At 60.3% G+C, this 20,256-nt stretch carries 25 protein-coding genes; 24 read left to right on the top strand and 1 reads right to left on the bottom strand.

What is annotated here, in order from left to right:
• Positions 1-218: 218 nt before the first annotated feature.
• The 23 genes from JNM42_RS12790 (at position 219) to JNM42_RS12685 (ending at position 18,238) form a co-directional block, all read left to right on the top strand.
• Positions 219-710 carry a HyaD/HybD family hydrogenase maturation endopeptidase gene (locus tag JNM42_RS12790; RefSeq protein ID WP_294270452.1) on the top strand — a complete coding sequence of 164 codons (492 nt, stop codon included), beginning with the start codon at positions 219-221 and terminating at the stop codon, positions 708-710.
• Between the two features lies 1 nt (position 711).
• Positions 712-966, top strand: a complete 255-nt coding sequence (locus JNM42_RS12785) for a HypC/HybG/HupF family hydrogenase formation chaperone (RefSeq protein ID WP_294270449.1) — start codon at positions 712-714, stop codon at positions 964-966.
• Positions 963-1,457: a [NiFe]-hydrogenase assembly chaperone HybE gene (gene hybE / locus JNM42_RS12780; RefSeq protein WP_294270446.1), complete on the top strand. Its 495-nt coding sequence runs from the start codon at positions 963-965 to the stop codon at positions 1,455-1,457. The genes JNM42_RS12785 and hybE overlap by 4 nt, the downstream gene beginning before the upstream one ends.
• Positions 1,458-1,745: 288 nt before the next feature.
• Positions 1,746-2,360, top strand: a complete 615-nt coding sequence (locus JNM42_RS12775) for a cold shock and DUF1294 domain-containing protein (protein ID WP_294270444.1) — start codon at positions 1,746-1,748, stop codon at positions 2,358-2,360.
• Positions 2,361-2,548: 188 nt separating this feature from the next.
• Entirely contained in the window at positions 2,549-2,815 is a 267-nt protein-coding gene (locus JNM42_RS12770) for a DUF4160 domain-containing protein (protein WP_294270440.1), read from the top strand.
• A 7-nt stretch (positions 2,816-2,822) separates the two neighbouring features.
• Positions 2,823-3,086, top strand: coding sequence for a DUF2442 domain-containing protein (locus JNM42_RS12765; protein ID WP_294270437.1), 264 nt, complete (start codon positions 2,823-2,825; stop codon positions 3,084-3,086).
• Between the two features lie 365 nt (positions 3,087-3,451).
• Positions 3,452-4,255 carry a DUF2189 domain-containing protein gene (locus tag JNM42_RS12760; RefSeq protein ID WP_294270434.1) on the top strand — a complete coding sequence of 268 codons (804 nt, stop codon included), beginning with the start codon at positions 3,452-3,454 and terminating at the stop codon, positions 4,253-4,255.
• A gap of 8 nt (positions 4,256-4,263) precedes the next feature.
• Complete coding sequence (locus tag JNM42_RS12755; protein WP_294270431.1) at positions 4,264-4,524, top strand: Uma2 family endonuclease; 261 nt, start codon at positions 4,264-4,266, stop codon at positions 4,522-4,524.
• Between the two features lie 196 nt (positions 4,525-4,720).
• The gene (locus JNM42_RS12750) at positions 4,721-5,131 is read left to right on the top strand and encodes a hemerythrin family protein (protein ID WP_294270428.1); all 411 of its coding nucleotides are present in this window, start codon (positions 4,721-4,723) and stop codon (positions 5,129-5,131) included.
• Positions 5,132-5,254: 123 nt separating this feature from the next.
• Positions 5,255-5,596, top strand: coding sequence for a hydrogenase maturation nickel metallochaperone HypA (gene hypA / locus JNM42_RS12745; protein ID WP_294270425.1), 342 nt, complete (start codon positions 5,255-5,257; stop codon positions 5,594-5,596).
• 11 nt (positions 5,597-5,607) lie between these two features.
• Complete coding sequence (gene hypB / locus JNM42_RS12740) at positions 5,608-6,576, top strand: hydrogenase nickel incorporation protein HypB (RefSeq protein ID WP_294270423.1); 969 nt, start codon at positions 5,608-5,610, stop codon at positions 6,574-6,576.
• A gap of 8 nt (positions 6,577-6,584) precedes the next feature.
• The gene (hypF, locus tag JNM42_RS12735; protein ID WP_294270421.1) at positions 6,585-8,900 is read left to right on the top strand and encodes a carbamoyltransferase HypF; all 2,316 of its coding nucleotides are present in this window, start codon (positions 6,585-6,587) and stop codon (positions 8,898-8,900) included.
• Between the two features lies 1 nt (position 8,901).
• Entirely contained in the window at positions 8,902-9,135 is a 234-nt protein-coding gene (locus JNM42_RS12730) for a HypC/HybG/HupF family hydrogenase formation chaperone (protein WP_294270418.1), read from the top strand.
• Positions 9,132-10,271, top strand: a complete 1,140-nt coding sequence (gene hypD, locus JNM42_RS12725; protein WP_294270415.1) for a hydrogenase formation protein HypD — start codon at positions 9,132-9,134, stop codon at positions 10,269-10,271. Before JNM42_RS12730 ends, hypD begins: the two co-directional genes overlap by 4 nt.
• 69 nt (positions 10,272-10,340) lie before the next feature.
• Positions 10,341-11,414, top strand: coding sequence for a hydrogenase expression/formation protein HypE (gene hypE / locus JNM42_RS12720; protein WP_294270412.1), 1,074 nt, complete (start codon positions 10,341-10,343; stop codon positions 11,412-11,414).
• 10 nt (positions 11,415-11,424) lie between these two features.
• Positions 11,425-13,122, top strand: a complete 1,698-nt coding sequence (locus JNM42_RS12715; RefSeq protein ID WP_294270410.1) for a hydrogenase maturation protein — start codon at positions 11,425-11,427, stop codon at positions 13,120-13,122.
• On the top strand, positions 13,119-14,552 hold the full coding sequence (locus JNM42_RS12710; RefSeq protein ID WP_294270407.1) for a sigma-54 dependent transcriptional regulator: 1,434 nt from the start codon (positions 13,119-13,121) through the stop codon (positions 14,550-14,552). The genes JNM42_RS12715 and JNM42_RS12710 overlap by 4 nt, the downstream gene beginning before the upstream one ends.
• Entirely contained in the window at positions 14,549-15,541 is a 993-nt protein-coding gene (locus JNM42_RS12705; protein WP_294270403.1) for a HupU protein, read from the top strand. Before JNM42_RS12710 ends, JNM42_RS12705 begins: the two co-directional genes overlap by 4 nt.
• 136 nt (positions 15,542-15,677) lie before the next feature.
• On the top strand, positions 15,678-15,938 hold the full coding sequence (locus JNM42_RS12700; protein ID WP_294270402.1) for a type II toxin-antitoxin system RelE/ParE family toxin: 261 nt from the start codon (positions 15,678-15,680) through the stop codon (positions 15,936-15,938).
• Between the two features lie 5 nt (positions 15,939-15,943).
• Positions 15,944-16,243, top strand: a complete 300-nt coding sequence (locus JNM42_RS12695) for an addiction module antidote protein (RefSeq protein ID WP_294270400.1) — start codon at positions 15,944-15,946, stop codon at positions 16,241-16,243.
• A 125-nt stretch (positions 16,244-16,368) separates the two neighbouring features.
• The gene (locus JNM42_RS12690) at positions 16,369-16,575 is read left to right on the top strand and encodes a hypothetical protein (protein ID WP_294270398.1); all 207 of its coding nucleotides are present in this window, start codon (positions 16,369-16,371) and stop codon (positions 16,573-16,575) included.
• Positions 16,568-16,687 carry a type II toxin-antitoxin system HicA family toxin gene (locus tag JNM42_RS19500; RefSeq protein ID WP_366504444.1) on the top strand — a complete coding sequence of 40 codons (120 nt, stop codon included), beginning with the start codon at positions 16,568-16,570 and terminating at the stop codon, positions 16,685-16,687. The genes JNM42_RS12690 and JNM42_RS19500 overlap by 8 nt, the downstream gene beginning before the upstream one ends.
• A 105-nt stretch (positions 16,688-16,792) precedes the next feature.
• Positions 16,793-18,238 carry a nickel-dependent hydrogenase large subunit gene (locus JNM42_RS12685; protein ID WP_294270395.1) on the top strand — a complete coding sequence of 482 codons (1,446 nt, stop codon included), beginning with the start codon at positions 16,793-16,795 and terminating at the stop codon, positions 18,236-18,238.
• A gap of 223 nt (positions 18,239-18,461) precedes the next feature.
• On the opposite strand, the gene JNM42_RS12680 is transcribed toward JNM42_RS12685, so the two are convergent.
• Positions 18,462-19,193, bottom strand: coding sequence for a PEP-CTERM sorting domain-containing protein (locus JNM42_RS12680; protein WP_294270391.1), 732 nt, complete (start codon positions 19,191-19,193; stop codon positions 18,462-18,464).
• A 485-nt stretch (positions 19,194-19,678) separates the two neighbouring features.
• Between JNM42_RS12680 and JNM42_RS12675 the strand changes: the two genes are divergently transcribed.
• Complete coding sequence (locus JNM42_RS12675; protein WP_294270388.1) at positions 19,679-20,209, top strand: hypothetical protein; 531 nt, start codon at positions 19,679-19,681, stop codon at positions 20,207-20,209.
• Positions 20,210-20,256 lie beyond the last annotated feature (47 nt).

Here is a 20,256-nt window from a genome sequence, read left to right as displayed (position 1 = left end):
GCGGTGTAATGATTGGCCATACGGTTAGCCTATGCCCACCGGCCCTCACCGCGCTGCCGCACACCCGCTGGAGAGAGCTCCGTTTTTCTCCCTCTCCCGCGGGAGGGGCCGGGGTGAGGGCCAATTTTGTTGGTATTATTCATCGGTCGAGCATTTATTGATAACTGACCATCTGGCAATTCACCATTCCCACCCCTCCACTTGACGGATTGTGCTCAATGCGTGCAGTAGTTCTCGGTATCGGCAACACCATCCTGACCGACGAGGCCGCTGGCGTGCGCGTTGTCGAGGCACTGGAAAAGGCCTACAAAGTGCCCGCCAACGTGCTGCTCATCGACGGCGGTACTTCGGGCATGGAGATGATCGAAGATCTTTCCAGTCTCGATTTCCTGATTGTCGTCGATGTCGTCAAGACCGGCGCCGCACCGGGTAACGTGGTCAGGATCGCCGGCGAGGATATCCCGGTGTTCTTCCGCAACAAACTGTCACCGCACCAGATCGGCCTCTCGGATGTGCTGGCCAGTCTCGAACTGCTCGACACTATGCCCAGGGAAATCATTGTGCTCGGCGTTGAGCCGATCTCGCTCGAACTCGGCATGGAGATGACCGCCACGGTGGCGGCACGCATACCGCAACTGGTCGCGATGGCTGCCGGGGAACTCGCCCAGCGTGGTTATCTGCTTGAAGCGCTTGCCGAGACGGAGGCCTGAGGTGTGCCTCGCTGCGCCGTCGCGCGTCCTTGAAGTTCGGGAGGGCACCGCACTCACCGAGTGTTTTGGACAATTGCGCGAAGTCAGCCTGCTGCTGCTGGACGATGAAGTAGTGGTCGGTGACTATCTGCTCATCCAGGCCGGTGGCTTTGCCTTCGAACGGGTCGAAGCCGAGCGCGCCGAGGAGGCGCTGGCACTGATGGCCGAACTCGTCGCAAAGGGCGACGATGAACGTCGTTGGGGACACGTCGCGTGACGTTTCGTGTCCATCCCGCCAGTCCGGCGGATGCGGTTGAGGCAGCCTTCTTTCGCATCCAGCACGAGCGCATGGCCGGGGTGCCGATGCTCAACCCGGCACTGGCCGTCGAGGCAATCGATTTCCAACCTTGGCGAGGGCACTGGCTGGGGATCGTCGTCACGCCCTGGTGCATGAGCCTGCTCCTGGTGCCGGGCAGCGACAGTGACTGGGTCTCCACCGGTGAGAACAAGCGTCGATTCATCAATTTCCCCGCCGGCGATTTCGCCTTTCTCGGCAGCGATGAACCGGAGCTGGGCGAATATCAGAGTTGCCCCCTTTTTTCACCCATGGACAAGTTTGCAACGCAGTCCGAGGCCGTGATGACCGCGCGTGCCGCCATGCTTGGTTTGCTCGCTGTGCCCACGCCGCCCGAGGCCGAGAAACACCCTGGTGAACCCTCGCTTTCACGTCGACGTTTTCTGGCGCTGGGAACAAGGGCCAAGGGTTGAATGGTGCAGGGAAAATCCTCGGGCTAAACTGGAAGAGAGCAGGGTTTACCAGCCAACACTCCGAAACCCCTGACAACAGTGCTAATATTTATTTGACAATTTTTGGCCAACTAACTCGATAGCTGTTTACCTTGTAAGATGGAAATGTCCCTGACCCTTTTTGGCTCCTTTTGGTTCGGGCTCTTTTTCGCTACCTTTTGGCTACCTTTGGGCTAGATTATTGGTCAAGCCAATAATCTGTTTGTTCGACAAGTGATGTCCACACGTTAGCCCTCGCGAATAATCAGTATGCGTTATCAAGGAAAAATAACTAACTGGAAAGATGAACAAGGTTTTGGATTCATCACCCCGAACGGGACTGGAACACAAGTTTTCGTTCATATAAAGTCTTTTGCGAACCGCCAAAGAAGGCCAGAGGGAAACGAAATCGTAACCTATGAAATCAAGACCGACGCCAAGGGTCGTGCGCAAGCTCAAAGTGTTGTATTCGTCGGCGAACGTTCGCCTTCTGCATCTTCATCTGGGTATAGCAATACACCCTTCATTCTGGCTGCTGCCTTTCTCATTTTTGTAGCGGGGTTGGTTTTTACCCATAAGTTGCCGTTGTTTGTCCTTGTGCTCTATCTCGTTGCCAGCGCTGTCGCATTTTTCGCCTATAAACTCGACAAGTTGGCCGCAAAAAACGATACGTGGCGAATATCAGAGAGCACCTTGCACCTCTTTGCATTGGTCGGTGGTTGGCCTGGCGCATTAGCCGCACAAAGGCTACTTCGCCACAAGACCAAGAAGAAGGCTTTTCAAATCCAGTTTTGGGTTACTGTCATTCTAAATTGCGGTGCTCTCGGTTGGCTATTCTGGTCCTCCGGTGCCGAAGGATTTCGTTCCATTTTTGGTGCAGTGTGAGGGCTATCCATCATTCCAACGAACCTGAGTGAAAACAGATTCAGGCGTTAATCGAGGTCAGGCGTTAATCGGCGAGGCGTTAATCGGGGTCAGACCACGATTTCCGGTGTCTCACCAGCGCCGTTTTTTGCGAAAGGCATGCCCTACGCCTAAACTACCGACATTTGCCAGATCACAAGGAGAGCAATATGCCAATCATTTCCATGTTCTACGGCATCATCATCCGCCTGTACTTGATCGACAACCAGCACCACAACCTGCCTCACATTCACGCCAAATACGCCGAGTTCGAAGCATCTATTGGCCTCGAAGACGGTGAGATTCTCGCCGGCGTTTTGCCGCGCAAGCAATTGCGTCTGGTGCAGGCGTGGATAGAACTCCATCGCGACGAACTAATGGCAGATTGGGAACTCGCCGCCAGTGGTGAGACCCCCTACAAAATCGAACCGCTGTGAGGCCGCCATGTATTGGGATGTAAAAACAGTTAAACCGCTGCCGGACTTCCGCATTTATGTCGAGATTGAGGACGGTCGCAAGGGCATTTTCGACTTGAACCCTTATCTCGACCACGGCGTTTTTCGTGAGCTTCGGGACGTACATTATTTTAATCGGGTAGGCATTCAGTTTGGCGCAGTAACGTGGCCCAATGAACAGGACATCGCCCCGGAAACCCTGCTATCTAAAATGCTGCCTGTGGAATCAACTGCGCCTGACGAACAAGGTTAGATTTTGCGAAGACAAAGTCTGAACCGTTTGTTGGACGAACCTATTCCCTGAATCCCACGGTCGAAACTCCTGTAAAAATATTAATTGTGGAAGTATCCCGAAAATGATAGTGATTTAAAGGGCATAGATTCAAAGGTGTCAACATCGTGTTGTTTTCCCTTGCCAAATTCAGAATTGCACGATGCTGCTCCGATGCTATACATAGCGACTTAAATAATGGCGCATAGTCTTTCGCAAACGATAAGGTAAAGGTCAAACGTGGCTGATTAATGCGCCAATATTTAAGACGCTATGTATAACACCTATCGATCTACTAAGGCCACACCGGAATCGAAGAGCAAACAAATCTCAGAAAGGTCCACACCATGAGCGAAACCCCAGCCAGCGAAAGTACTGCCAGTTCCTTCCCGGTAATACGCCGTGTCGAGGTTAACGCCGTCCCCCGCTGGCTGCGTGGAGGCTGGCAAGACTTTCGTAGGGGCGGGCGGGCCAGCCTGTTCTACGGCGTTAGTTTTGCTGCTTCCGGCTGGCTGATGCTGCTGGTGTTTGCCAAGGCTTACGCGCTCTTTGCCGGGCTGGCAACAGGCTTCCTGTTACTCGGCCCGTTCTTGACCATGGGGATGTATGATCTGAGTCGGCAAATCGAACGCGGGGAGCCGCCCAGACTGGCCCCCAGTCTCGCTACCTGGCGTCCCAACCTGGCCAATGTCGGGCTGTTTGCCGCGCTGCTGGTCGTTGTCATGCTGATCTGGGCACGCGCATCAATCGTTATTTTTGCTCTGCTTTTCGCCGGGGGATTTCCGAGTTTTGCCGAAGTCGTGCTTGCTGTCGTGAGTTTCGAACAACCCGAATTTACAATCGTATATTTTGCCGTGGGTGGATTCTTCGCCGCCCTGGTTTTTTGTATCAGTGTGATTGCCGTTCCACTGATGGTTGAGCGCAAAACCGATGCGGTTACGGCGGCCATCGCCAGCCTCATCGCCTGTGCCCGCAACCCCGGCCCGATGCTGCTCTGGGCCGCATGCATCGCACTCCTCGCCGTCATCGGTTTTGCAACGTTCTTTATCGGTCTGATCGTGACCATGCCAGTGGTCGGGCATACCACCTGGCACGCCTTTCGCGACATGGTCGCAGCGGATGTGCCGCCGGTCGAAACCGCCAAGCCCTGAACGAGGTGTTGTCGCCGCTGACCTCAAGCCGCGATCTGCGCGAGAAAAAGGCGCAGTACGAGAAAAGTGGCGTGCTCGAATACGTGCTGGTCGATCCGCTTGAAAACCATGCGATCCGATTTCTGCTGACCAACGACGGTTACGACAAGGGTATGGTGTTCGCCTGCGACGAGTTACTCGTTTTTGAACGGCTGGACGGTCTTCAGGTGCCGCTCTGGGAGGTGTTCGAACTGCCGCCGCCGGAGCCTGCTACGGTATCCGGTGAGTGAATCCGTGGTCGGTTCCAGGTCGTTCCACAGGGAGTTCCCAAGTTTTTGCCTTTCCGCTCCGCAAACCTTCTGCGACGAATAATACGCACGGGTGCTCAAACAATACTGGCCAGATCACCCCCAACATACTAACATCTGAAGGAAGGGCTTGTATTGAAGGCTATTATTAACCGGCAGACCACAGCGAGGCGATACCATGTCAACAGAAACCATGTCAAAAATTTCCGATTTCAATCAAAAATCCCATGACGAAACCGATGCAGAGCATCGGATTCAGGTCGAACTACTGAACGAATTGTGCGAAGCGGTGCGGAAAAATTCCCCGCCGACAGTGATCAGCGATATTTTTCAGCAACTCGTTGACTACAGCAAGGCGCATTTCCTGTCGGAAGAACTGCTGATGCGGCAAATGAGTTATGACGATTATGAAGACCATGTCAGCGACCACGTTCGAATGCTGGATGCACTGGATGAAATTGCAGCGTCTCAAGCGTCGGGAAAATCAGTGCTTGTTGCCGGCCAGGCAGAATCCATTCTCAAATTCATCAAGCTGCACATCGCCACCCGCGACCAGCGCTTTGCCGACTTCTTGCGCGGCGTGAAATAGGCGCCGAACAGGGCTGTCGGGTGAGACTCCCGATAGCCTGTAAAGACGTCCTTGCTGCGTATGGCCAGCGCTTGGCCGTCGGGAGCGCAAGAGTTTGGCCGTATCAGTGATAGACTCTTTTCCATGCATGAAATGTCTCTGGCTGAAGGCGTATTGCAGTTGATTGAAGACACCGCGCGTCAGCAGGAATTCTCGAAGGTCACCACGGTCTGGCTGGAAATCGGTCAGCTCGCCGGGGTCGAGGTTGCGGCCATGCGCTTCTGTTTCGACGCCGTGACGCGGGGTAGCGTGGCGGAAGGTGCGCAGTTGGAGATCATCTCGACACCGGGGACCGGCTGGTGCTTGGGCTGTTCGACGAGCGTCGCCATGAGCGAGGCATTCGGTGAGTGTCCGCAGTGTGGTTCATATCAGGTGCAGGTGACCGGCGGTACGGAAATGAGAGTCAAGGAACTTGAGGTCGGATAAAGGAGATCGGCATGTGTACAACCTGCGGCTGCGCTAGCGGTGAAGTGAAAATCGATGGCGCCGATGTGCATCACGAAACGGCAGCGGGTCATCGACACGAGCACGATCATGTGCATGCAGACGGAACGAGCCATCGCCACGATCATTCCCATGACGAGGGGCATGCCCATCAGCACAGCCAAGAGCGCACCCATGAACACAGCCACCGTTACACGCCCGTGCATTCCCATGCCCCCGGTCTCGACGCCCGGCGCATGGTGCAGATCGAGCAGGATATTCTGGCCAAGAACAATGCCTACGCGGCACAGAACCGCGAGCGTCTGCTTGAGCGCGGCATCTTTGCCCTGAATCTGGTGTCCAGTCCGGGCTCGGGCAAAACCACGCTGTTGTGCAAGACCATCGCGCTGCTTGACGGCGAGCCGGTGGCCGTCATCGAAGGCGACCAGCAAACCAGTCGGGATGCCGAGCGCATTCGTGCGAGCGGTGCCCCGGCGATCCAGATCAACACCGGTAAGGGCTGCCATCTTGACGCCCACATGGTCGGCCACGCCATAGAAAAGCTGGGCCTGGCCGAGGATTCCCTGCTGCTGATCGAAAACGTCGGCAATCTGGTCTGCCCGGCGGCCTTCGATCTTGGCGAGGCACACAAGGTGGCCATCCTGTCGGTCACCGAGGGCGAAGACAAGCCGATCAAATACCCGGACATGTTCCGCGCCGCCAGCCTGATGCTGCTGAACAAGATCGACCTGTTGCCCTACGTCGATTTTGACGTCGATGCCGCCATCGCTTATGCGCGCCGGGTCAACCCGGCAATTCGGGTGATTCGCGTTTCCGCCACCAGCGGCGAGGGCCTGGGCGAATGGCTGGCCTTTCTGCGCGACGGGCTGAGCAGCGCGATCGCCGCGAAACGACAAACGGTCGACAGCCTCAAGCGACAGATTGCCGCGCTGGAAGCGAAGCTGCAAGGCTCGCCGACCTGACTGCCGACTTGGATCGCATCGCTCGTCGCATCCGGGTTGCCGGGATTGTCCAGGGCGTCGGTTTCCGACCGTTTGTCTGGCGTCTGGCGCAGGAGTTGAAGCTTGCCGGCTGGGTGCGCAACGATGCCGAAGGCGTCGAGATTGTTAGCGAAGGCGCGCCGGTCCAGGTCGATACACTGCTGCACCGCCTACGCGCCGAGGCGCCGCCGCTGGCCCGCGTCGACACGGTGCATGCCGAAGCGCTCGCGCCCGCCGGTCTCATCAACTTTTTCATCGCCGAGAGCTACGGAAATTCAGTCACCGGGGCCACGACGGCTATCGGCCCCGACGTCGCGGTGTGCGCCGACTGCCTTGCCGAACTGTTCGACCCGGCGGGTCGCCGCTGGCGCCATGCCTTCATCACCTGCACGCACTGCGGCCCGCGCTATACGGTGACCCGTGCGCTGCCCTACGACCGGCCGCAAACCAGTCTGGCGCCGTTCCCGCTTTGTCCTGACTGCGCCATTGAATACGGCTCGCCGGCCAACCGTCGCTTTCATGCCGAAACCACCTGTTGCCCGCTCTGCGGCCCCCGCCTGTCGCTGCTCGATGCGCACGGAGAGGCCATCGCCGGCGACCCGATTGCGGCGACCCTGCACCTGTTGCAGTCGGGAGCAATCGTCGCCATCAAGGGTCTCGGCGGCTTCCATCTCGCCTGCGACGCGCGCAACGCCGAAGCGGTGGAACAATTGCGCTGGCGCAAGAACCGCGAAGCCAAGCCCTTTGCCGTGATGGCAGCGAACGTCGCCAGTCTGGCGCCCTACGCCATAAGTTCGCTTCAGGAACAGGCGCTGCTGGAAAGCCGCGAGCGCCCGGTCGTGCTGCTGCGCACTCAGCCGGCAGGCGCGTCTGCTTTGCCGGGGGTGGCTCCCAGTCTGCTCTGGCTGGGCGCCATGTTGCCGACGACACCGATCCACTTTCTGCTCTTCCATGAAGCGGCAGGCCGGCCGGGCGGCAGCGAGTGGCTGGCGGCAGCGCAGGATCTGCTTCTGGTGATGACCAGCGCCAACCCTGGCGACGAGCCGATCGTGCGCACCGGTGCCGAAGCCCGGACCCGTCTGGCCGGAATTGCCGATGCCATTCTCGATCATGATCGCGACATCGTTTGCCGCTGTGACGACAGCGTGCTGCGCACTCAGGGACAGACAACGCAATTCATCCGGCGCAGCCGGGGTTACTCGTCGGCAGCGATCCCGCTGGCACACGCCGGGCCTTCAGTGCTGGCCTTCGGTGCGCATCTGAAAAGCAGCATTTGCGTCACCCGTGGCAACGAAGCGTTCCTGTCGCCGCACATCGGCGATCTCGATAATGCCGCAACCTGCGACTTCTTCGACGAAACGCTTGAGCGAATGCTCGACCTGCTGGAAGTCAAACCGGATGTCGTCGCGCACGACCTGCATCCGGATTACTACAGCACGCGCGCCGCGATTGCCTTTGCCGCTAGGCACGTACTGCCGAGCGTCGCCGTCGCGCATCATCATGCCCACATCGCCGCCGTCTGCGCCGAGCATGGCCGGCGTGCCCCGCTGCTCGGTCTGGCCCTTGACGGCGTCGGTCTCGGGCCGGATGGCACGGCGTGGGGCGGCGAATTGTTATCGGTGCAGGGCGCGCATTGCCAGCGCCTGGGTCATCTGCGGCTCTTGCCTTTGCCCGGCGGCGATCGTGCCGCCCGCGAACCCTGGCGCATGGCGACCGCCGTCCTGCATGCGCAGGGCCGCCAGGCCGAAATCGGTGCACGCTTCCCGGGAGCCGCTGCCGACACGCTGGCCACCATGCTCGAACGCAACATCAATTGCCCGCGCACCTCGAGCATGGGCCGCGTCTTCGATGCCGCCGCCGGCTTGCTCGGCCTATGTACGCACATGCAGTACGAGGCGCAGGCGGCGATCCTGCTGGAACAGGCGGCAACGCGCCACATCGAGAGGCAGGGCTGGCCGCCCGCGCTTGACGGCGGCTGGATAATTGGCCAGGAAGGGCAGCTCGATCTGCTGCCTGTCCTGGCGCAACTGGAGGGCGCGGACGAGGTCGACCTGCAGGCGGCCCGTTTTCATGCCACGTTGGTGGCCGCCCTGGCCGAGTGGGTTGGGAAAGCCGCACAATCGAGCGGCCTGAGCACGGTGGCTTTTGGCGGCGGCTGTTTTTTTAATGCCCTGCTATTCGCCGGACTACGGCAAAGCCTTGAGCAACGCGGTATGATCGTGCTTGCGCCGCTAAGCCTGTCACCCGGCGATGCTGGCATCGCTCTTGGGCAAGCCTGGGTGGCGATTGAATCCTTGGAGTCGTGAAATGTGCCTTGCTCTCCCCGTCAAAGTCATTGAACTCGGTGCCGGCGATACGGCCATTGTCGATCTCGGTGGAGTGCGCAAGGAAATATCGCTGGCGCTGCTCGATGAGGTGAACATCGGCGATTTTGTGATCCTGCATGTCGGCTATGCGCTGTCGAAACTCGACCCCGACGAGGCGGAGAAGACGCTGGCGCTTTTTGCAGCGATCGATGAGAGCGAGCTGGCGGCGTCGTGAAATTCATTGACGAATTCCGCGATGGCGAGCTTGCGCAAACGCTGGCCGGCAAGATTTCGGCACTCGTTGAACCGTTTCGCCGTTACAGCTTCATGGAGTTCTGCGGCGGCCATACCCACGCTATCTCGCGCTATGGCCTGAGCGACTTGCTGCCGGATAGCGTGCGCCTAGTGCATGGGCCGGGCTGTCCGGTCTGCGTGCTGCCGATCGGGCGTGTAGATATGGCGATCAATCTGGCCTTGCAGCAGCAAGTGATTCTGTGTACTTACGGCGACACACTGCGCGTGCCGGCTTCCGACGGCCTTTCGCTGATGAAGGCCAAGGCTCGTGGAGGGGATATCCGCATGGTCTACTCGACGCTCGACGCCCTGCAGATCGCGCGTGACAACCCGCAGCGTGAAGTGGTCTTCTTTGCCATCGGCTTTGAAACCACGACGCCGCCGACGGCGCTGGCGATCCAGCAGGCGCAGCGCGAACAGCTTGGCAATTTCAGCGTACTGTGCTGCCATGTGCTGACGCCGGCGGCCATCGGTACCATTCTCGAATCGCCCGAAGTACGGCAGTGGGGAAGCGTGCCGATCGACGGCTTCATCGGTCCGGCGCATGTGTCTACGGTGATTGGCAGCCGGCCCTACGAGTTCTTTGCCGAGGAGTATCGCAAGCCGGTGGTGATTGCCGGTTTTGAGCCGCTCGACGTCATGCAGGCGATCCTGATGTTGGTGCGTCAAGTCAATGAAGGGCGTGCCGAGGTGGAAAACGAATTCTCGCGGGCCGTCACTCGCGAGGGCAATCTCAAGGCGCAGGATCGCGTCGCCGAGGTCTTTGAGCTGCGTCGCGAGTTTGAATGGCGCGGTCTTTCGGTGGTGCCCTATTCGGCGCTGAGGATTCGCCGGAACTATGCGCAATTCGACGCCGAGCGGCGCTTTAAACTCGACTACCGCTCGGTGCCCGACAACAAGGCCTGCGAATGCGGCGCCATTCTGCGCGGCGTCAAGCGGCCGCAGGATTGCAAGATTTTCGGCACGGTATGCACCCCGGAGAATCCGGTCGGCTCCTGCATGGTGAGCAGCGAGGGGGCATGCGCTGCGCATTACAGCTACGGCCGCTTCAGGGAAACCGGGCAGGTTTCGGTGTAAGCCAGAGTACCCTGCATTCCTTTCAGTCACATTGCGCTGGAAGAACCAGCGCTACCAGGAGATGAACTGATGGGCGAAGTCAGAGAAATCAGAAGCGCCTACGTCCGCCCGCTTGATCTGAAGCATGGCCGCGTCGATCTGACGCATGGGTCGGGTGGGCGGGCGATGGTGCAACTGATCGCCGAACTGTTTGCCAGGCATCTCGGCAACGAGTATCTCGGCCAGGGCAACGATGGTGCCGTCCTGCCGGTGCCGAGCATTGCCGGCAAGCCCGGCCGGCTGGTGATGTCCACCGATTGCCATGTGGTGTCGCCGCTGTTCTTTCCGGGCGGCGACATTGGCAGCCTCTCGGTGCATGGCACGATCAACGACGTGGCGGTGATGGGCGCCACCCCGCTTTATCTGGCGGCGGGCTTTATCCTCGAAGAGGGCTTTGCGCTGAACGATCTGGCGCGTATCGTCGAATCGATGGCCAACGCGGCGCGCGCGGCGGGCGTGCCGGTGGTGACCGGCGATACCAAGGTGGTCGAGCGCGGCAAGGGCGACGGTGTGTTCATCACCACCACCGGCGTCGGTGTCCTGCCGGATGGTCTTCAACTCGGCGGCAGCCGGGCGCGGCCCGGTGACCGGGTGCTGGTTTCCGGCTCGCTCGGCGATCACGGCGTGGCGATCATGAGCAAGCGCGAGAATCTTTCTTTCGACGCCGCGATCGAATCCGACAGTGCCGCGCTGCATGGCCTGATCGCCGCCTTGCTGGCCACCGGGGCCGACATTCGCTGCCTGCGCGACCCGACACGCGGTGGCCTGGCGGCGACGCTGAATGAAATCGCCAGCCAGTCGGGCGTCGGCATGATGTTGCACGAGAAGGCGATTCCGCTGAAACCGGTGGTTGCCGCCGCCTGCGAATTTCTTGGTCTCGATCCGCTCTGCGTGGCCAACGAGGGCAAGCTGATTGCCATCTGTGCCGCTGCCGATGGCGAACGCCTGCTGGCGACGATGCACGCGCATCCGCTCGGGCGCGATGCGGCGCTGATCGGCGAGGTGATCGACGACGCGCATCATTTCGTGCAACTGACCACCGCCTTTGGCGGCCGGCGCATTGTCGACTGGCTGGTCGGCGATCAGTTGCCGCGTATCTGCTGATGAGCATGTGATGCGTATTTTGCTGCTCACGCACGCCTTCAACAGCCTGACGCAACGTCTTGCCGCCGAACTGCGGCTGCGCGGGCATGACATATCCATCGAATTCGATATCGCCGATACGGTCACCGAGGAAGCGGTGATGCTGTTTCGACCGGAGCTGATCGTTGCGCCCTACCTGCGCCGGGCGATCCCCGAATCTGTCTGGTCGCGGCACCTGTGCCTCATCGTTCATCCCGGCGTCGTCGGCGACCGCGGCCCCTCGGCGCTCGACTGGGCGATTCAGGCCGGCGTTGCTGAGTGGGGAGTCACCGTGCTGCAGGCCGAGGCGGAAATGGATGCCGGCCCGGTGTGGGCCAGCGCCAGTTTTCCGATGCGGGCGGCAAAGAAATCGAGCATTTACCGCAACGAAGTGACGCAGGCCGCGTGCACTGCGGTCTTGCAGGCGGTACAGCGCGTAGCGCAATCTGGCTTCCAGCCGCAACGTCCCCTAGTCAGCCAGTGGCGGCCGCTGCTGCCGCAGGCCGGGCGCGCCATTGACTGGCGTCATGACGACAGCACGACGGTATTGCGCAAGATCGCTGCCGCCGACGGATTCCCCGGTGTCGCCGACAGCCTGTTTGGTCAGCCATGCCATTTATTCGACGCCTGGCCGGAGGCCACCCTGCGCGGCGAGCCGGGCGCCGTCATCGCCCGCCGCGAGACGGCCCTGCTGCGGGCAACGCGCGATGGCGCCGTGTGGATCGGCCACGTCAAGCGTGCCGGCAGCATCAAGTTGCCGGCGACCCTGGCCTTCGACAGCGAATCCAGGTCAGTGCCGGAGGCGCCGCTGGAAAGCTGGTGGCGCGCCGGTTCTGCTACCTGGCAGGACATCGCCTACGAAGAAAGTGGTGCCGTCGGCTTCCTGCATTTCGAGTTCTACAATGGCGCGATGTCCACCGCGCACTGCCAACGCTTGCGTTCGGCGCTGGTGTGGGCCAGGCAGCGTCCGCTGCGGATTCTGGTGCTCATGGGCGGTGCCGATTTCTGGTCGAACGGCATCCACCTCAACGTGATCGAGGCCGCCAGTCTGGGCGAGGGCTCGGCAGCCGACGAATCCTGGCGTAACATCAACGCCATGAACGATCTGGCACTCGAACTGATTGGCAGCGGGCAGCAGCTCACCGTCGCCGCGCTCGGCGGCAACACCGGTGCCGGCGGCTGCTTCCTGGCGCGGGCAGCCGATTTCGTCTGGGCGCGCGCGGCGGTGATACTCAATCCGCATTACAAGAACATGGGCAATCTCTTTGGCTCGGAATACTGGACCTACCTGCTGCCGCGCCGGGTCGGTGCCGATGCGGCAGGCGCCATCATGCGCGACCGGCAACCTCTGACCGCACAGCGGGCGCTGGAGATTGGCTTAACCGATGCCTGCCTGGCCGGTGACATACCAGCCTTTCGTAAGGAAGTGGAACGTCGTGCCGCCGAACTCGCGGCCGCCCCTGACTTTGCCGCGAAGATCTCCGCGAAGTGCGCGGCACGGGCGCGCGACGAAGCGGCCAAGCCGCTGGCCGCCTATCGCGAGGAGGAGTTGTCGCACATGCGGCGCAATTTTTACGGCTTTGACCCGAGTTATCACATCGCCCGCCATCATTTCGTTCGCAAGACGCCAGCGTCGTGGACGCCGCGTCATCTGGCGCGACATCGCGAACTCGGCTGGAGCATCCCATGACCCTGCGCGCCCCCTTGTCCGTTCTGGTGGTCGACGACGAACCGCGCTCGCAGGAAACGCTGCGGCGCACGCTGGAAGAAGACTTCACGGTATTCACCGCCGCCTCGGCCGAGGAGGGCATTGCCGTGATGGAACGCGAGTTCGTGCACATCGTGCTCTCCGACCAGCGCATGCCCGGCACCTCCGGGGTGGACTTCCTGCGTTCGGTGCGCGACCAGTGGCCGGACACCGTGCGTCTGATTCTGTCGGGGTATACCGATGCCGAAGACATCATCGCCGGAATCAACGAAGCCGGCATCTGGCAATACCTGATGAAGCCCTGGCATGCCGACCAGTTGCTGTTGACCCTGAAGAGTGCGGCCGACCTGTGGCGCCTGCAGCAGGAGAATCAGCGTCTGTCGCTGGAACTGCGCGACAGCCCCGAATATCTGGCGCGCCAGGTCGCCGGCCGGCGCATCCAGGCCAAGGCGCAGGCCGGTTTCGAGCGCCTGACGCGTGCTGCCGACAGTCCGCTGAACGAGGTCTGCGAGCTGGCAAAAAAAATCGCCCGACACGACCTGTCGGTACTGATCACCGGCGATTCGGGTACCGGCAAGGAATTGCTGGCGCGTGCCATTCACTACGCGAGCCCGCGTGCGGAACGTTCTTTCGTGGTGGAAAACTGTAGCGCGCTGCCCGACACACTGCTCGAAGGCGAGCTCTTCGGCCACAAACGCGGTGCCTTTACCGGGGCCACCGAAGATCGCATCGGGCTGTTTCAGCAAGCCGACGGCGGCACGCTGTTCCTCGATGAAATCGGCGAGACCTCGCCGGCGTTTCAGGTCAAGCTGCTGCGCGCCCTGCAGGAAGGCGAGGTCCGCCCGCTCGGCAGCCCGCGACCGGTCGCCGTGGACGTGCGTATCATCGCCGCCACCAATCGCGATCTGGATGCCGATGTCGCCAGCGGCCGCTTCCGCGAGGATCTGTATTACCGCATCGCCGGCATGACGCTGTATATGCCGGCGTTGCGCGAACGGCCACAGGACATCCCGCTGATTGCCGACGAACTGCTCAAAAGATCGGCGCAGAGCGAGCAGCGGCTATCGGACGAGGCGATGCAGTGCCTGCTCGCTTATGCCTGGCCAGGCAATGTACGCGAGCTGCAAAACGAAGTGCGCCGGGCGCAGGCGCTCGGCGACGGCCCCGTATTGGGTGCCGAACTGCTTTCACTCCGGCTACGCCTGCCGGTGAAATCTCCCGCCCAGCCGACGGCTAACCTTGAGGGGGAGTCCGGTTTGCTCAAGCATCAACTGGAACGCCTTGAGGAGCAGCTCATCCGCGCTGCGATGGCGCGGCACAAGGGCAACAAGACGCGCGTCGCCGACGAACTGGGGCTGACCCGCCTCGGCTTGCGCATGAAGCTGACGCGTCTTGGACTGGAGGAAGCATGAATCTGCTCTGGTTGCAATCGGGCGGCTGTGGCGGCTGCACACTGTCCTGGCTCGGTTACGAGCATGGCCCGCTGTTCCAGGTGCTGGCCGACGAGGGGGTCGAGCTGCTCTGGCATCCCAGCGTTTCCGAAGCCGGAGTCGACGAGGCGCGCGAGTTGATCGCCGAGTGTGCCGACGGTCGCCGTGCCGTCGATGTCCTGTGCGTCGAAGGTTCGCTGCTGCGCGGGCCGCAGGGCAGCGGTGCTTATCATCGCTTTGGCGGTGGTCGCCAGTCGATGGCCGAGTGGGTCCGGCAGATCGCCGGACGGGCGCGGCATGTCGTTGCCGTCGGCACCTGTTCGGCTTATGGCGGGGTCACCGCGGCCGGTGTCAATCCGACCGATGCCTGTGGCCTGCAATACGATGGCGAACTCGACGGCGGCCTGCTCGGCCCCCACTTTCGCGATCCCTCGGGACTGCCGGTAATCAACATTTCCGGCTGTCCGCCGCATCCGGACTGGATCACCGAAACGCTGGCGCTACTGGCGCACGGCCAGCTTGGCGCGCTCGATCTCGACGACTACGGGCGGCCGCGTTTTTATGCCGACCAACTGGTGCATCACGGCTGCCCGCGCAACGAGTATTACGAGTACAAGGCCAGCGCGGGCAAGCACTCCGACCAGGGCTGCCTGATGGAGCAACTGGGTTGCAAGGGAACGCAAGCCCATGCCGATTGCAACCAGCGGCTGTGGAATGGCCAGGGCTCCTGCCTGCGTGGCGGTTTTGCCTGCATCCGCTGTACCGATCCGGGTTTTGAGGAGCCCGGCCATCCTTTTGAAACCACCCCGAAGATTGCCGGCATTCCCATCGGCCTGCCCTCCGATATGCCGAAGGCCTGGTTCGTGGCGCTTGCCGCCCTCTCCAAGTCGGCAACACCGGCACGCGTTCGCGAGAACGCCAGGGTCGACCATCTGAAGCGTACGCCGTCCGTCAAGCGTGGCCGAAAATGACCTCGCGGCGCGTCGTGGGGCCCTTCAACCGGGTCGAGGGCGGTCCTGAGGGCGGCGCCTATGGCATTGACAAGGTGTAGCCATTGGGCTACATTTGCGCCGTGATTGAAATTCGCAATACCGTTCTCTTCGTTCGGTGGCTCGACGACTTGCGCGACCTCCAGGCGAGAGCGCGCGTCCGGTAAGGATCGAACGGCTCGCCGCTGGAAACCCCGGAGATGTCGAGTCGGTTGGCGAAGGTTTCTCGGTGTTGCGAATCGACTACGGTCCCGGTTACCGGGTGTATTTCAAGAAGCGGGGGCGAGAGCTGATCATTCTGTTGGCTGGTGGAGACAAGACTACCCAAGCCAAGGACATCAATGCAGCATTGCGCCTCGCACGTAATCTTTCGGAGTAGCAACCATGACCAAGACCCTTACCACTCGCTATGACGTCGCCGAGCACCTCAGAACCCCAGAGGAAATGGCCGCTTATCTTGAAGCCTGCCTTGAAGAGGCCGACGGGGATGCTGCATTCATTGCCAAAGCACTTGGCGATATTGCTCGTGCCAAGGGCATGTCACAGGTCGCGCGCGATGCCGGACTGTCTCGCGAAAGTCTTTACAAAGCGCTCTCCGGTGATCGTAGCCCTGACTTCGACACCATCCTTAAAGTCATCGGTGCACTTGGGCTGAAGTTGCATGCCGAAGCTGGTCATGGCTGACGAGGTGCCCAACCCTGCGGTGCAGGGGGCGCCGTGCGATAAAGCCGCTTCGCGTCCCTCGCCTTGAACGATGGGCACCCTAGGCCGAAACGCGCGACAATGGCACTTTCTGAAAGGAATTCATAATGGAATTGACCGCAGTACTTACTCCCGCCGAAGAAGGGGGCTATATCGCGTTGAACCCTGAAACTGGTACCACTACCCAGGGTGAAACCGTCGAGGAAGCTATCTCAAATTTGCAAGAAGCCACGGCGCTTTATCTGACAGAGTTCCCGATCCATTTTCAAGGTCATCCGCTGGTAACCACGTTTAGCGTACCTGCCCATGCCTAAGCTACCCTACATTTCGGGCCTTGCAATCGTCAAGGCGCTGGAGCGCTTGGGGTTCGAGAAACTTCGCCAGTCAGGCAGTCACGTAGTCATGGGACGCAATTATTTCTTTTGAGAGATGCTGTGCGATGCTGACTCCATTTATCTCACCGGCGCGCGTGCGCGAGAACGCCAGGGCCGACCATCTGAAGCGTACGCCGCCCGTCAAGCGTGGCCGCAAATGAACACGCGGCGCGTCGTGGGGCCCTTCAACCGGGTCGAGGGCGATCTTGAAATCACCCTTGACATCGAAGCCGGCCGGATTGCCGCCGCCTACGTCAACTCCCCGCTGTACCGTGGCTTCGAACAGATTTTGCAGGGCAAGATGCCAGCCGATGCCCTGACGCTGGTGCCGCGCATCTGCGGCATCTGCTCGGTGGCCCAGTCGGCGGCGTCGGCACTGGCGCTGGCCGATGCGGCGGGAATCGTCGCGCCGCCCAACGGCCGCCTGGCCGCCAATCTGACGCTGGCCACCGAGAACCTGGCCGACCATCTGACGCACTTCTATCTATTTTTCATGCCGGATTTTGCGCGGGGCGACTATGCCGGCAAAGCCTGGCATGCGGCTACCGTCGAGCGCTTTCGCGCCACCGTCGGCACGGCGCCGAACGAAATGCTGCCGGCGCGCGCGCGTTTCATGCAGATGATGGGTCTGCTCGCCGGCAAATGGCCGCATACCCTGGCCGTTCAGCCCGGTGGTTCAACGCGCCCGCTGCAAAGCACGGAGATTTTCCGCCTGCATCGCATCCTGCGCGACTTCCGCAACTTTCTCGAAAACGTGACCTTTGGCAGCACGCTTGTAGAGGTGGCCGGCTTGTCCAGCCGGAACGAACTAAGTGCCTGGCAGCAGCGTTCCGGCGGCGGCGATCTGCGCCTTTTCCTGCGCATCGCCGACGATCTCGACCTGTGGCATCTGGGGCGCGGCACCGAGCTTTTCATGAGCTACGGCTGTTACCCGGAGACGGCGGGACGCCTGTTTCCTGCCGGGTTGTGGGATGGACAACTCCTGCCGTTCGACTCCGGCGCGATCAGCGAAGACATCTCGCATGCCTGGTATATTGCCGCCGCTTTGCCGCAACATCCGGCCAGCGGCGGCACCCTGCCGATGGCCGAGAAACCGGGGGCCTACTCCTGGTGCAAGGCGCCGCGTCTGGCAGGGCAGGTCGTTGAAACCGGTGCGCTGGCGCGGCAGATGGTCGCCGCCCATCCGCTCGCCCGCGACATGGTGCAGGTCGTCGGCGGCAGCGTCGCCGCCAGGGTGGTCGCGCGCCTGCTCGAACTGGCGCTGGTGATCCCGGCGATGGAGCGCTGGCTAAGCGAAATCACCCCCGGCGAGCCGTGGTGCATTCCCGGAAATCCCGCCGATGAAAGCACCGGCGCCGGCCTCGTCGAAGCCGCCCGCGGATCGCTCGGCCACTGGCTGAGCGTCAGGCGCGGACGCATCCACAGCTACCAGATCATCGCGCCCACCACCTGGAATTTTTCACCGCGCGACGCGCAGGGGCAGGCGGGCGCGCTGGAACAGGCACTCGCCGGTTTGCCGGCCACCGCCGACGAGGCTATACCGGCGGTAGTTCATCATGTGGTGCGCAGTTTCGATCCATGTATGGTGTGTACGGTGCATTGATGGAAATTCCTGCAAAACCAGCCGCATGAAAACTGACTGGTAAAAATCTGGTGATAAATCGGTAAAACGCAGTCTTGGAAAGGCCTTGAGGCACTTCCTGCTGATGGATTCAACGCAAGGATTTACAGGGGGAAAAAGATTTCAATGTAAATTACTTTTCTTGGATTTCAGGAGGCAAACGGAAATGGAAAAGGAAATGTCCCTGACCCCAATGGCATGTGACTCAACAGATTGCCTGTTGCCGCTCCCTATTCGTCTGACGACGCAGGTACAACGCAAGGACACCCAAGCCGCCGAGCATCATCAAGCCGCTTCCCGGTTCCGGAACCGCGGTGGCTTGAATGGAGTAGGCGTAGGCTCCGGCGACCGGCGAATAGTCTGTGACCGCTGGCGGCATTTCGGCACTCCGGGTCAGACTGGTAAGCATCAAATCAGGGGGCTTTCCCCCGGTCATCGCAATTTGGCCAGCGCCAAATGTACCCGAATGAGTGGTTACGGGACCGATGTTACCGCCTGAACAAGAGGCATAGCCGGGCGAGTAGAAGCCATCGTCATCGCAGACGCGATTGGAAATGTGCAGTGCACCCCCGCCCGTTATCGACAACTGGTATGGCAAGCTGAAACCCGCAGCAGTCGGCGCGTCGGTGACTACCTTGATATTGCTTAACTGGAGCCGACTAAGCTCCGGGTGGAACGGCGAATAGATGACCTCAGCCTCGAAGGACCCGGAAATGTTGTGATTGACAGGTTGCCAGTCCAACCGCCAATAGTAGGCCAAAGGCACAACGACTTCTCCCGGCAACGAGACCACGCCGGCATCGGCTGGACCCTCGTTTGTCCAAACTGGAGCATAGCTGCTGACATAACTGTGTGCCGGGTCGATTGCGTAGGAAGTTGCAGCGTGAACTGGAGCAACCGCACACAGCAGGCAACAAGCAAGTGTCTTGCGCAACATGGTATTCCCTTCCGTGTGTCCTGGATCAATTTCGCGGCAAATACTTCTTTGTTGACAGCCATGAGGCATTGCGCGCAAAAGGCGGCTTCCTGTTCGCGCCAAAGGCCGGAGGAGAAGACGTTGCGCCCCATTCCGAGTGTCAATCGGTCAGTTCAACTTAAACCCAATGCCATAATAAGTAAAGTGGACCACATAGTCAAGACAGAATACTGAAGCACGGCAATCGCTTACAAAAAAGCAAAAAAGGGCCAGGCTCAATTACGCGGAATCAAAGGTGCCAAGCACGGATTTTCTTGTGAAATTCCACAAACCTCCGCGGGGATTGTTCAAGTCTCGCCTTACGGCGATCCGTGAATCCCGAACAGAGCTAAAAGGTTCAGCTTCGCATTCTTGCTTGTGAGAAATACTGTGCGATGCTGTCCCCCATTACCCCACAGAAGCGGGCTGCCCCTCAATTTTACGTTGTGCGTCTCAGGAAACGCGATATGGCTGATTCGAAGTGGCAAACCTACGAGGAAGTCGCAGCGTACTTGCTTGGCAATTTTTCGGAGCATTTCGGTTTATCGCGGGTGGAGGGAAAGCAGTCGATCCCCGGAGTACGCTCGGGAACTGATTGGACGATTGACGCAAAAGGAATATGTCAGGGCACTGAAGCGTTTGTGATTATCGAGTGCCGAAGACACACTACCTCGAAGCAGGATCAAGAACAACTCGATGGCCTTGCTTATCGAATTATTGACACATGTGCCCAGGCCGGAATTTTGGTGAGCCCGTTAGGCTTTCAATCCGGTGCCGAGAAGGTGGCCCAGTCAGAAGGCATTGTTCACGTCGAGCTTCATGAGGACAGTACTCCAACAGAATTCGCTATGCGATTTCTGAATAAAATATTTGTCGGGATTCACGAGCGCTGCCAACTCTCCGGTCACTGTGAGGCCGAGCTTCGCCGAGTTTGCGAGAAATGTGGCGAGCAGTTTCCTGTTCGGGCCAATGAGCGGATGTGCGATGTCTGCTCGTAGACGCCCAACCCATCGGTCCACCTGACGCTGCGCGATAAGGCTGCACA

It is taken from the genome of Propionivibrio sp. (assembly GCF_016790145.1).
Taxonomy (GTDB): domain Bacteria; phylum Pseudomonadota; class Gammaproteobacteria; order Burkholderiales; family Rhodocyclaceae; genus Propionivibrio.
The sequence above is the reverse complement of the archived record's forward strand: the minus strand, read 5'-3'. Positions and strand labels throughout refer to the sequence as shown.